The organism is Streptomyces sp. 11-1-2 (genome assembly GCF_003595545.1).
GTDB classification, from domain to species: domain Bacteria; phylum Actinomycetota; class Actinomycetes; order Streptomycetales; family Streptomycetaceae; genus Streptomyces; species Streptomyces hygroscopicus_B.
The window spans coordinates 9,788,243-9,799,967 of sequence record NZ_CP022545.1 but is presented as its reverse complement, the minus strand read 5'-3'; the positions used below and the strand labels follow the sequence as shown (position 1 = coordinate 9,799,967).

The following is an 11,725-nucleotide window of genomic DNA, read 5'->3' as shown; positions in this document are numbered from 1 at the left end:
CACCACGCCTACGCTCACGGACCATGGACGTCACCCTGCGCCAGCTGACCGCGTACGCGGCGGTCGCACGCGCCGTGAGCTTCACCGCGGCCGCCGCCGAACTGCATGTGTCCCAGTCGTCGCTGAGCCGTGCGGTCGCCGATCTGGAACGGACGCTGGGGATGCGGTTGCTGGAGCGGGACACCCGCAATGTGCGGCTCACCCCGGCGGGCGCCGAGGCGCTGCGGATCGCCGACCAGATCCTCTCCGCGCACCGGGCGGGCCTGGCCCAGCTGGGGCGCTACGGGGCCGGTGAGCGCGGTGCGGTGGCCCTGGCGACCCTGCCCTCGGTCGCGGCCGTGCTGCTGCCGCCGGTGATCTCCGCCTTCCGCGCGCGGCGCCCGGAGATGACCGTACGGCTGCTGGACGGGCTGGAGCGCTCGGTGCTGGAGCGGGTGGTCGACGGGGACGCCGACTTCGCGGTCAGCACAGTGGCCCGGCGCGCCCCGGGCGTACGGCTGCGGCCGCTGGTGCGCGACCGCTTCGACGCGGTGCTCCCGGAGCACCATCCGCTGGCCGAGCGGGAGGAGGTGACCTGGGAGGAGCTGGGCCGGGAGCCGTTTCTCGCGGTGGGCACCGACTCCAGCGTGCGCCGGATGACCGACGCGGCCTTCGCCCAGGCCGGTATGGAGGCGAACCCGGCGGCCGAGGCGTCGAACGTGGCCACGGTGGGCGGGCTGGTGGCCGCCGGGCTCGGCGTCTCCGCGCTGCCGGCCCTGGTCCATCCGCTGATGGTGCCGGGCCGGCTGGTGCGGCGCCCGCTGGTGGGGCCGGTGGTGGAGCGCCGGCTGTATGTCGTCCTGCCGACGCGCCGCACCCTGCCGCCTGGGGCGCGCCGCTTCCTGGACCAGTTGGAGGAGTTCCGCTCCGCCGCCGATGCCCTGCCGGCGGGGGTGGTGTGGGAGGAGGCGGACGACGGTCCGTGGTGAGGCCGCGGGGCGCCGTTCAACGGCGACGCTCCACAGCGATCCTTGCGAGATCCGCATGAATTGATCCCCTTTCATTGCTGGACGCGCATACACCCCACCCCGCAGCCTGGCCGCATGGAGGACCAGACCAGCACACGGCAGGGACAGCTCACAGGGCTGAGGGTGGTGGAGTTCGCCCATGTGGTGGCGGGCCCGCTCGCCGGGGGGATGCTCGCCGACCAGGGGGCGGACGTCGTCCACGTGGAGCCGCCGGGCTCCGGTGACGCGGCGAGAGCGATGGGGCCGCGGCGCGACGGTGTTCCGCTCTGGTTCAAGGTGGCGGGCCGCAACAAGCGCTCCGTAACCCTGGATCTGCACCACGAGGAGGGCCGGGAGGTCGCCCGGGAGCTGATCGCCTGGGCCGATGTGGTGATCGTGACGCTCCGGGCGGGCCGCCTGCGCGCCTGGGGCCTGGACTGGGAGGCCGTCCACGCGCTCAACCCCACCGCGATCCTGCTGCAGATCTCCGGCTTCGGCGCGACCTCTTCCCGTGCCGACGCACCCGGCTTCGGGAAGATGGGCGAGGCCCGCAGCGGTGTGGTCCACCTGACCGGCTTCCCGGACGGCCCACCGGTGCACACCGGTTTCTCGCACGGTGACGCGGTCACCGGGCTGATGGGCGCGTTCGCGATCCTGGCCGCCCTGCACCGCCGTGACACCGATCCGGACTTCGACGGCGAGTGGATCGACCTGGCGCTGTTCGAGCCGCTGTACCGCCTGGTGGAGTGGCAGATCATCGCGTACGACCAGCTCGGCGCGGCCCCCGAGCGGGCGGGCAACCAACTGGCCGTCGCCCCGGCCGCCGTCATCAACACCTACCGCAGCGCCGACGGCGACTGGCTCACCGTCACCTCCGCCACCACCCGCTCGGTGCGCAATGTGGTGCGACTGCTGGGCCTGCCCGACGGGGAGTTCGCCACCGTGGACCAGCAGCACGCGGGGCGCGAGCGGCTCGACACGGCGCTGCGGGACTGGGTCGCGGTGCGCCCGGCGGCCGAGTGCCTGGCGGCGTTCGAACGGGCCGAGGTGGTGGCCTCGCGCGTGTTCACCGCCGCCGACATCGTCGCCGACCCGGTCTACGCCGAACGCGAGGACATCATCACGGTGGACGACGCCGACCTCGGCCCGGTGCGGATGCAGTCGGTGATCCCGCGCTTCCACCGCTCCCCCGGCGCGGTGTGGCGGACCGGCCCCGCGCTCGGCGCGGACAACGCGCTGGTCTACGGGGAGTGGCTGGGCATCGACGACGGACGGCTGGCGAAACTGGAGGCCGAGGGTGTCATCTGACGGCGATACGGGCGTGACGGGCGTGACGACGCATCGCGTCCCCCTGCGCTCCCTGCTCTTCGTGCCCGGCAGCCGGACCGACTGGCTGCCCAAGGCGGAGGCGGCGGGCGCCGACGCGGCCATCCTCGACCTGGAGGACGCCGTCCCGGAGGACGGCAAGGCGGCGGCACGCGAGGCCGTGGCCGGGGCCGTCGACCGGTCTGTGGCCGGGGCCGCCGACGGGGCGGTGTCCGGGGCCGAGGACGGGGCGGTGTCCGGGGCCGAGGACCGGGGGGCGGCCGGAACGCCCGCTCCGATGCGGCTGCTCGTACGGATCAACGCGCTGGACCGCGCCACGGGCTGGCAGGGCGCCGACGACCTGCGAGCGGTGGCCCGTCCCGGGCTCTACGGCATCGTGCTGCCCAAGGTGAGCGGCCCCGAGGACGTGACGACCGCCGACCGGCTGCTGGCCTGGTGCGAGCGCGAACACGGCCTGCCCGAGGGCCATTTCGCCCTGCTGCCGCTGCTGGAGACGGCGCGCGGACTGCGCGAGGCGTACGCCATCGGCCGGGCCGCCACCCGGATCGCCCACCTGGGCGCGGTGACCGCCCCGGGCGGGGACGTGGAGCGGGCGATCGGCTACCGCTGGAGCCCGGAGGGCGAGGAGACCCGTGAACTGCGGGCCCGGGCGCTGCTGGACGCCCGCGCCGCGGACCGCCCCCATCCGGTGGCCGGGCTATGGGCGGACGTGGCGGACCTCGCGGGACTGCGGCGCTTCGCCGAACAGAACCGCGCCCTCGGGTACGAGGGGATGGCACTGATCCACCCGTCCCATGTGCCGGTGGTCAACGAGGTGTTCGCACCCGACGCCGAGGAACTGGCCCGCTGTGGCCGGCTGATCGCGGCGGTGGAGCGGGCACAGGCCGAGGGGGCGGGGGCAGTGCTCTTCGAGGGGCGGATGGTCGACGAGGCGATGGCGGCAACGGCCCGCCACACCCTGTCCCGCCACGGTGGGGGGTGAGTCCTGGGCCGCCACGGTTGGGGGTGACGGTGGGCCCCTGTCCGTGCGACGGCCGCGGGAGTTGCCCCACCCCCGCCCCTTCCCAAAACCGGGGCTCCGTACCGGCCCCCGTTCCGGGGGCTCCGCTCCCAGGTGTGCCTGCCCCCGCACGCCCAGACCGTCGGGCCGGCTACGGCTGACGAGTTTCGCCGTGATCCGCGGTCATAGGCACCGAGTGAAGAAGCGACACCGCCGGACGGGAGTGCCATGAGGATCGTCGTTGTCGACCACGTCACCCTGGACGGTGTCATGCGAGGGCCCGGCCGGGCCGATGTTCTGGGCCACTGGAACGCCCAGGCCAGCCCGTTCCGCGACGCCCTCAACAACGCTCCCAAGTACGTCGCGTCCAACACCCTGGCCGAGCCCCTGCCGTGGCCCCACTCCACACTGCTCAGCGGCGACATCCCCGCAGCGGTCGCCGACGCGACCCCGACGGCCGGCGGCGTCATCGTCGGCTATCGGCCCCCGCGGAAGGTAGAACACGGGTCCGCCGGACCAGGAGCACGGCGAGCGACCGCGCGGTGATCACCGCGGTTGAGGCCAGGGCAGCCGTGGCCGACAAGATGACGAGGGCAGGCCATATGTACATCAGCTGGGCCAGTGTCCCCGCACGGTTCATGAACAGGCCGACGAGGTCGGTGAGCTGGGCGAGAAGGACGATGGGAAGGGCGCAGGGCAGCATGCGCAAGCCCATTCGCCACAGCGGTCGGTCCACGGTGCGCCGTGCCCAGCGGCGTGCTCGAACGGCGCCGAGCACGCCCAGGGCGACCGCCAGCAGGGTGAGCGCCGCGAGGGCGTAGTCGGCCTTCATGGCGAACGGGGTCCGCACCGTCGGGGACTTGCCCTGGGCCAGGTCGACCAGCCCCTGAAGCATGACGGCGGCGTCGTCCCCGGAGATCATGCCGGTGTTGGTCACGATCGCGATGCCGGTCCGGCTGTCGGGCAGCAGGGTCTGGATGGCGTTGTGGGTCAGGAGTTCACCGGTGTGCCGGATCTGCCGGGGCTCTTCTCCAGCGGGGCTCAGGGACCAGCCCATCGCGTACTCGCGACCCTCCGGTGGGGTGTGCATGACGTCGATGCTCCGCGCGGAGACGACGCGCCGGCCCGTCGCGGACATGCCCTGGTTGTTCTGTGCGATCAGCCATTGGGAGAGGTCTTCCGCCGTGGTGATGACGCCGTGGCCCCCGGCCGCGAACCAGCGGGGGTGGGAACGTGAGAACAGCATGCCGTAGGCGCGGACGTAGCCCCGGGCGTGATCGGGCATGTCATCGGTGGTGTCGACGGACTCGGTGTGTGTCATGCCCAGTGGCCGGAACACTCGGGTGGCCATGTAGTCCGCGAAGGGCCGCCCGCTGACGACCTCGACCAGCCGTGCGGCGACGAAGTAGTTGGGGTTGTGGTAGTTCCACTCGGCTCCCGGTTCCGCGGCGAGCCCGGCCTTGCGCATATCCGCGACCGCCTCGGTGAGCGTGTGTGCCTGGGGCCGGGTCAGGTCGGGGTAGGCGGAGTCGGCCATGCCCGATGTCTGGTTCAGCAGCTGCCGTACCGTGATCTTTTGGGCCCGCCGGTCGGCCATCGTGAACTCGGGCAGATAGTGGTGGGCCGGCTTGTCCAGGTCGACTCTGCCGTCCTCCACCAGCCGCATGACGGCCAGGGCGGTCATGGACTTGGAGAGGGAGGCCACGGGCACCGGTGTCCGCGCGGTCATGGCGTTCCCGGCCGCGGTGTGCCCGTATCCGGCCGCGTGGACGACCTTGTCGCCCCTGGTGACCGCCACCACGGCACCTGGGAGCTGGGTCCGCTCCAGGTAGGCGTTGACGTAAGCGTCGATCGAGGCGGCGTCCAGCGTGGGGTGGGAGGGGGCGGCGACCGCGGTCGCCGGGCAGCACCACGCCGTCGAGGCGATGACCAGGGCGGCCACCACCGGCCCGCGCGCCCCGCGCCGAACGGCGCCGCGCCGGGGGTGGAGCACGCGTCGGACGAGCCGCAGCCCCGCGGCCCGGGCGGTCTTGCTGTATGTGCTGTATCTACGCATCGGCATGGCTCTCATCCCACCGGGAGCGGGGTGGCCGCCACATTGGTGTGCGTGCGAGACCAGGGGTAGTGCGCGCACTACCGACCGAGGCCGGACAGGTCGCATATCTTCTGCGGGTGCCTTCTCGAACAGCCTGGCAGGCTCTCGCACAGCATCCCTTGGGGTTCCTGGCCTCGGCGTGGCCCTGGCGGGCGCTGGTCTATCTGCTGTCCGGGGTCGTCTTCGGCGCGATCGCCCTGGTCACGTTGCTGACCATGGCCGTGGCCGGGCTGGTGTCGCTGGTCCTGGTGGTGGGGGCCGGGCTCCTCCTCGCCGTGGCGCTGTCCGGCATCGTCGTCACCCGGATCGAACGCCGGCGGCTGCGGCTGGTGGACCTGGACCCGGCACCGGATCCGCACCGGGCTCCTGACCGTCCCGGGCCGCGGGGGTGGCTGGAGACCCGGCTGCGGGAGTCCGCGACCTGGCGGGAGCTGGGGTTCACCGCTGTGTCGCTGACCGCCCTGTGGTGGATGGATCTGCTCGTCCTCGGGTTCGCCCTGGCCCTGCCCGTACTGCTCATGACCTCACCGATGGATGACCCCGGTGCCTGGCCGTGGCTGGTCATCGGCGTGTGCCTGCTGCCCGCGGCGCCGTACACCATCACCGCCTGGGCCGGCGCCCGCGCCGCGCTGACCCGCCTGATCCTCGCACCGCGCGACGGTGAACTGGGCCGGGAGCTGACCGAAGTCCGGGCCTCCCGGGCGCGTCTGGTGGACGCCTTCGACGCCGAGTGCCGACGGATCGAGCGTGACCTGCACGACGGCGCCCAGCAGCGGCTGGTCTCCATCAACGTCATGCTCGGCCTGGCCGGTCTTGACGCCGAGCCGGGCTCGCCGGTCGCTCGGCAACTCGCTCTGGCCCAGAGCGAAGTCACCCTCGCCGTGGGCGAGTTGCGTGAGCTCAGCCGAGGCGTACACCCCAAGGCCCTCACCGACCACGGACTCGCCGCGGCCGTCGGCAACCTCACCACCCGCTCCGCCCTGCCGGTCACCGTCGACATCCGGCTTCCGTACCGCTTGCCCATGGCTGTGGAGAGCACGGGGTACTTCGTCGTCGCCGAGGCCCTGGCCAACGCCACCAAGCACAGCCGGGCCACTCAGGCCGAGGTCCACGCCCGGCTGGAGGCGGATGTCCTGACGCTGACGGTCCGCGACAACGGCGTCGGCGGGGCGGATCCGGCCGCGGGCACCGGGCTGGTCGGCCTGGCCGACCGCGTCGCCGCGGCGGACGGCAGAGTGCGGATATCCAGCCCGGCGGGCGGCCCTACACTGCTGCGCGTGGAGCTCCCGTGCCGCTGAACATCGTGCTCGCCGAAGACTCACCGCTGTTGCGGGACGGCCTGGTCAGCGTGCTGACCCGGGTCGGCCACCAGGTGTCGGCGGCTGTCGGCGACGCCGACGCGCTGATCGCCGCGGCCCACGAGCACGACCCCGACATCGTCATCACCGATGTACGGATGCCACCGGGCAACGCCGACGACGGTCTCCGCGCCGCGGTCGCGCTACGCGATCACCGCGCCACCCTGCCCATTCTGGTGCTCAGCCAGTACATCGAGCAGTCCTACGCCACTCATCTGCTCGACCTGGGCAGCGAGACCGGCATCGGCTATCTGCTCAAGGACCGGGTCAGTGCCGTCACCCAGTTCGCGAGCGCGGTCGAGGAGGTGGCCGCCGGTGCGACGGTCATGGACCCCGAAGTGGTGCGCCAACTCCTGCGCCGACGGCATGACCCCCTGCGGCAGCTCACCCCCCGGGAGCGCGAGGTCCTCTCCCTCATGGCCGAAGGACGCTCCAATGGCGAGATCGCCCGCGACCTCTATGTCACCGAGGCCGCGGTCAACAAGCATGTCAGCAGCATCCTCCAGAAACTCGACCTCCGCCTGGACGGCCAGGGACACCGGCGCGTCCTCGCTGTTCTCACCTACCTGCGCGCCTGACCGCCCGATGCACCCGATGCGCCCGATGCGCCCGATGCGCCCGATGCGCCCGAAAACAATGAAGGCCCTCGACCCCGACCGCTTACGCGCTCCCAATCGACCGAATCCGACGCCGCCTGCCCGACTCGGCGCCAGGCGGCTATGGGGCTCTTGCGGCTATGTGCCTCTGGTGGCGTCAGCCCAGGACCGTCAGATCGAGCCCGTTCAGCCGCTCGGGGTCGGCCAGGATGTCGATCGCCACGATCCTGCCGTCCGTGACCGTGAAGGCCAGCACCGAGAACGGCCGGCCATCCCGGGAGCGGACCACACCCACCGCCCCGTTGACGAGCGCGGGACGGGCGAGGAGGCCCGGGCCGCTGAGGCGGGAGAAGGTGAGCGCCTGGTCCGCCACGGCCGCCGCGCCGCGCACCTCGCGCGGGGCCGGGGCGGGCGCGGGGCCGTAGTCGGCGCGCAGGACGACATCCGGGTCGAGTACGGAGATCAGCCCCTCGAAGTCGCCGTCGCGCGCGGCGGCGAGGAAGGCGCCCACGACCTCGCGCTGCCGGGCCAGGTCCGCGTCGGGGACCGGGGCCGCTCCCCGCACCCGGCGGCGGGCGCGGCTGGCGAGCTGACGGGCGGCGGCCGGGGTGCGGTCGACGATGGGGGCGATCTCGTCGAACGGCACGGCGAACAGATCGTGCAGTACGAAGGCCAGCCGTTCGGCGGGGGCCAGCGTCTCCAGGACGACCAGCAGGGCGAGGCCGACCGAGTCGGCGAGCAGCGCCTGGTCCTCGGGGCCGGGCCCGGTCTCACCGCTGATGACCGGGTCGGGGAGGTGCACCCCCAGGGGCTCCTCGCGCCGGGCGGTGCGCGAGCGCAGCATGTCCAGGCAGACCCGGCCGACGACGGTGGTCAGCCAGCCACCCAGGTTCTCCACCACGGCGGTGTCGGAGCGGCTGAGCCTCAGCCATGCCTCCTGAACGGCGTCGTCCGCCTCGCTCAGCGAGCCGAGCATGCGGTAGGCCACCGCCCGCAGATGACCGCGGTGGGCCTCGAAGCCCTCCGCCAGAAGGTGGTTCTCGTTCATCGGTCACATCCCCTTGTCGCAGACCGCACCGTCGCGGGCCACACCGTGCTGACGGATGGGCCGGGTGCGATGTGACGGAGGGGGACGGAATGTTCTGTGCGGGCCCGTGCACCCGTCCAGTCCCTTGACGCACTGCGATCACATCATTACACAAGTTGGGAGCGCTCCCATGCCTCCCACTCCCCAGGAGGGTCCGTCATGCCCGTGTCCCTGTTACCCCGTCCGCGCGGTGCGCGGACCGCCACCGCGCTGCTGACCGGCGCACTGCTGCTGATCGCCGCCCAGTCCGTGCCCGCCGGAGCGGACTCCCCCGCGGTGCCCGCACGCCCGACCGCTGCCTCAGCCGCGCCGTCCGCCGTCCAGGTCAATCAGCTCGGATATCTGCCGGACGGCCCCAAACGCGCCACCGTCGTGAGCGCGAGCGCCACCGCCCTGCCCTGGCAACTGCGCGACGCGACGGGCCGCACCGCCGCCTCGGGCACCACCACCGTACGGGGCGCGGACGCCGCCTCCGGGCAGTCGGCCCATCTGGTGGACTTCTCCGCGTACCAGGGGACGGGCACCGGCTACACACTCACCGTGGACGGCCGGACCAGCCATCCCTTCGACATCCGCGCGAACCTCTACGACGGGCTGCGCACGGACGCGATGTCCTTCTTCTACCAGCAGCGCAGCGGTATCCCCATCGAGGCGTCCCTGGCCGGTACGGCCTACGCACGCCCGGCGGGCCATCTGGGGGTCGCCCCCAATCGGGGCGACACCGCCGTGCCCTGTGTCAGCGGGGTGTGCGACTACACCCGGGATGTCCGCGGTGGCTGGTACGACGCCGGTGACCAGGGCAAATACGTGGTCAACGGCGGGCTCGCGGTCTGGCAGCTCGTCAACTCCTTCGAGCGCGCGAAGCGCACGGGGCACGCGGCGGCGCTCGGGGACTCCACGCTGCGCGTCCCTGAGCGCGGCAATGGGATCCCGGATGTGCTCGACGAGGGGCGCTGGGAGCTGGAGTTCCTGATGCGGATGCAGATCCCGGAGGGCAAGCCACGGGCGGGGATGGCCTTCCACAAGGTCCATGACGCCGCCTGGACCGGGCTGCCCACCCGTCCGGAGCAGGACGCCGAGCCGCGTGAGCTGCACGCGCCGTCCACCGCCGCGACCCTCAATCTGGCCGCCGCGGCGGCGCAGTGCGCCCGGGTCTACGCACCGTACGACGCCGCCTTCGCCGCCCGCTGCCTGGACTCCGCGCGCCGCGCCTGGGCCGCCGCGCAGGCGAATCCCGATGTGCTCGCGCCGGGTTCCGACTCCACCGGCGGCGGGGCGTACGACGACAGCGAGGTGGGCGACGAGTTCTATTGGGCGGCGGCGGAGCTCTACGCGACCACCGGGGAGGCGCGGTACCGGGACGCGGTCACCTCCTCGCCGTACCACACCGCGAGCGATGTGTTCACGCCGTTCGGCTTCAGTTGGCAGGCCACCGGGTCCCTCGGACGGCTCGTCCTGGCCACCGTCCCCAACGGCCTGCCCGCCACCGACCTCGCCCGCGTCCGCGCCTCCGTGGTCTCGGCCGCCGACGCACGGCTGAGCACGATGGCCGGCCAGGGCTACGGGGTGCCACTGCCGGCGGACGGCTATGTGTGGGGCTCCAATGGCCAGGTGGCCAACAACGGGACCGTCATGGCCGTCGCCTACGAACTCACCAAGCAGCGCCGCTACCGCACCGGGGCGCTGGAGACGCTGGACTATCTGCTCGGCCGCAACGCGCTCGGCCAGTCGTACGTCACCGGCTACGGCGAGCGCGCCGCGCAGAACCAGCACCACCGCTTCTGGGCACACCAGTACGACGCCTCGCTGCCGAACCCGCCCGCCGGATCCATCGCGGGCGGCGCCAACGCGGGGCTGCAGGATCCGGTGGCGCAGGAGAAGCTCCCGGGCTGTGCGCCCGCGGCGTGCTACATCGACGACATCGGCTCGTACTCCACCAATGAGGTGGCGATCAACTGGAACGCGCCGCTGGCGTGGCTGACCGCGTTTGCCGCGGAACGCGGCTGAAACGGGGTACGCGATCGGCCCGGCGGGCGAGGGGCCGGTGGCCCCTCGCCCGCCGTCGCTTTCACCGGGGCAGCTGCGCCTCGATCGCGGCGACGACGTCGTCCGCCTCCGGCTCGGTCCGCGGCCGGAACCGGCCCACGACCTCTCCGTCCGGCGAGATCAGGAACTTCTCGAAGTTCCACTGCACATCCCCCGCCTCGCCCTGCGCGTCCGGCGTCCGCGTCAGCTCGGCGTAGAGCGGATGCCGCTGCTCGCCGTTGACATCGATCTTCTCCAGCAGCGGGAAGGACACGCCGTAGGTCGTCGAGCAGAACGTCTGGATCTCGTCGCTCGTCCCCGGCTCCTGCCCGGCGAACTGATTGCACGGAACCCCCAGCACGGTGAACCCGCGCTCGGCATAACGCTGCTGCAGCCGCTCGAGCCCCTCGTACTGCGGGGTGAGACCGCACTTGGACGCCACATTGACCACCAGCAGCGCCGCGCCCCGATGCTCACCGAGAGAGGTCTGCTCGCCGGTAAGGGTGTGCAGGGGAATGTCGTACAGGCTCATGGGATCAACCGCCTTCGTCGTTCGGTGGGTGAGCCCAAATCTATGCGCTCATGGGCTCGTGACGCCCGGTCACAATATGAACACCAAGCACACACAATCTCTTCACTTTTCAATCAGCGTGGCTAGGGTCGGTTCCTCACGTATCACTCAAGGGGGGATCATGTCCTGGAATAACCAGCCATCACCGGCACCGAGACGCCCCGGATGGGCACGCAAGCGCGTCGCCATCCCGGTCGCGGCCATCCTGCTCTTCACCGGAGTCGGCATAGGGTCGGCCCAGGGCGAGGACGCGAAGGCGGCGGACGGCGACAAGCCCACGCCCAAGGTGACGGTCACCGTCACGGCAAAGCCCGCCCGGGTGAAGGACGCGGCCGAGCCGACTCCTACCGTGACGGTCACCAAGACCGTCACCGCGAAGCCGAAGCCGAAGGCCACGCCCAAGGCGACGAAGAGTGCTGAGGACGACTCGTCCTCCTCCACCGGTGGTGTCAGCTCGTCATCCGGCGGATCGTCCTCGTCGGGCTCCGGGGGCGGCGGGTCGTCATCCGGCGGGTCGTCCGGCTCCTCGTCCGGCGGATCGTCCAGCAGCACGGGCGGATCGAGCAGCGGTGCCACGGCACTCTGCAACGACGGCACCTACTCCTACGCCGCCCACCACCAGGGCGCGTGCTCGCATCACGGTGGCGTCGCCGTCTTCTACAGGTGATCTGACACGGCGCT

General features: G+C 72.2%; 11 protein-coding genes. 8 read left to right on the top strand and 3 right to left on the bottom strand.

Going from position 1 to position 11,725, the window contains the following annotated elements; all coding sequences use genetic code 11:
- Positions 1-23: 23 nt before the first annotated feature.
- From CGL27_RS42230 to CGL27_RS51160, 4 genes are all read left to right on the top strand, one after another.
- Positions 24-968 carry a LysR family transcriptional regulator gene (locus CGL27_RS42230; RefSeq protein WP_014056888.1) on the top strand — a complete coding sequence of 315 codons (945 nt, stop codon included), beginning with the start codon at positions 24-26 and terminating at the stop codon, positions 966-968.
- Between the two features lie 114 nt (positions 969-1,082).
- Entirely contained in the window at positions 1,083-2,294 is a 1,212-nt protein-coding gene (locus tag CGL27_RS42225; RefSeq protein WP_119992791.1) for a CoA transferase, read from the top strand.
- 22 nt (positions 2,295-2,316) lie between these two features.
- Positions 2,317-3,294, top strand: coding sequence for an aldolase/citrate lyase family protein (locus tag CGL27_RS42220; RefSeq protein ID WP_240450829.1), 978 nt, complete (start codon positions 2,317-2,319; stop codon positions 3,292-3,294).
- A gap of 246 nt (positions 3,295-3,540) precedes the next feature.
- Positions 3,541-3,858 carry a hypothetical protein gene (locus tag CGL27_RS51160; RefSeq protein ID WP_205587839.1) on the top strand — a complete coding sequence of 106 codons (318 nt, stop codon included), beginning with the start codon at positions 3,541-3,543 and terminating at the stop codon, positions 3,856-3,858.
- Here the strand turns inward: CGL27_RS51160 and CGL27_RS42210 are convergent.
- Positions 3,779-5,374, bottom strand: coding sequence for a serine hydrolase domain-containing protein (locus CGL27_RS42210; protein WP_240450828.1), 1,596 nt, complete (start codon positions 5,372-5,374; stop codon positions 3,779-3,781). The genes CGL27_RS51160 and CGL27_RS42210 overlap by 80 nt on opposite strands.
- A gap of 110 nt (positions 5,375-5,484) precedes the next feature.
- Here CGL27_RS42210 and CGL27_RS42205 point away from each other — a divergent pair, with 110 nt between their 5' ends.
- The gene (locus CGL27_RS42205; RefSeq protein ID WP_119994814.1) at positions 5,485-6,705 is read left to right on the top strand and encodes a sensor histidine kinase; all 1,221 of its coding nucleotides are present in this window, start codon (positions 5,485-5,487) and stop codon (positions 6,703-6,705) included.
- Positions 6,696-7,343: a response regulator transcription factor gene (locus CGL27_RS42200; protein ID WP_119992787.1), complete on the top strand. Its 648-nt coding sequence runs from the start codon at positions 6,696-6,698 to the stop codon at positions 7,341-7,343. The genes CGL27_RS42205 and CGL27_RS42200 overlap by 10 nt, the downstream gene beginning before the upstream one ends.
- A gap of 175 nt (positions 7,344-7,518) precedes the next feature.
- Here the strand turns inward: CGL27_RS42200 and sigJ are convergent, their stop codons facing one another.
- Entirely contained in the window at positions 7,519-8,409 is an 891-nt protein-coding gene (gene sigJ / locus CGL27_RS42195; RefSeq protein ID WP_119992785.1) for an RNA polymerase sigma factor SigJ, read from the bottom strand.
- A 198-nt stretch (positions 8,410-8,607) separates the two neighbouring features.
- Here sigJ and CGL27_RS42190 point away from each other — a divergent pair, with 198 nt between their 5' ends.
- Complete coding sequence (locus tag CGL27_RS42190) at positions 8,608-10,455, top strand: glycoside hydrolase family 9 protein (RefSeq protein ID WP_119992783.1); 1,848 nt, start codon at positions 8,608-8,610, stop codon at positions 10,453-10,455.
- Between the two features lie 61 nt (positions 10,456-10,516).
- Here CGL27_RS42190 and CGL27_RS42185 read toward each other — a convergent pair whose 3' ends face one another.
- Positions 10,517-11,005, bottom strand: a complete 489-nt coding sequence (locus CGL27_RS42185; RefSeq protein ID WP_119992781.1) for a glutathione peroxidase — start codon at positions 11,003-11,005, stop codon at positions 10,517-10,519.
- A 160-nt stretch (positions 11,006-11,165) separates the two neighbouring features.
- Here CGL27_RS42185 and CGL27_RS42180 point away from each other — a divergent pair, with 160 nt between their 5' ends.
- Positions 11,166-11,711, top strand: a complete 546-nt coding sequence (locus CGL27_RS42180; RefSeq protein WP_119992779.1) for a DUF3761 domain-containing protein — start codon at positions 11,166-11,168, stop codon at positions 11,709-11,711.
- Positions 11,712-11,725: the final 14 nt, after the last annotated feature.

Excerpts from the sequence above, each read along its gene's own strand:
- CGL27_RS42185 (WP_119992781.1), bottom strand. The coding sequence starts at position 11,005 with ATGAGCCTGTACGACATTCCCCTGCACACCCTTACCGGCGAGCAGACC.
- CGL27_RS51160 (WP_205587839.1), top strand. The coding sequence starts at position 3,541 with ATGAGGATCGTCGTTGTCGACCACGTCACCCTGGACGGTGTCATGCGA.
- CGL27_RS42230 (WP_014056888.1), top strand. The coding sequence starts at position 24 with ATGGACGTCACCCTGCGCCAGCTGACCGCGTACGCGGCGGTCGCACGC.
- CGL27_RS42210 (WP_240450828.1), bottom strand. The coding sequence starts at position 5,374 with ATGCCGATGCGTAGATACAGCACATACAGCAAGACCGCCCGGGCCGCG.
- CGL27_RS42190 (WP_119992783.1), top strand. The coding sequence starts at position 8,608 with ATGCCCGTGTCCCTGTTACCCCGTCCGCGCGGTGCGCGGACCGCCACC.
- sigJ (WP_119992785.1), bottom strand. The coding sequence starts at position 8,409 with ATGAACGAGAACCACCTTCTGGCGGAGGGCTTCGAGGCCCACCGCGGT.
- CGL27_RS42225 (WP_119992791.1), top strand. The coding sequence starts at position 1,083 with ATGGAGGACCAGACCAGCACACGGCAGGGACAGCTCACAGGGCTGAGG.
- CGL27_RS42180 (WP_119992779.1), top strand. The coding sequence starts at position 11,166 with ATGTCCTGGAATAACCAGCCATCACCGGCACCGAGACGCCCCGGATGG.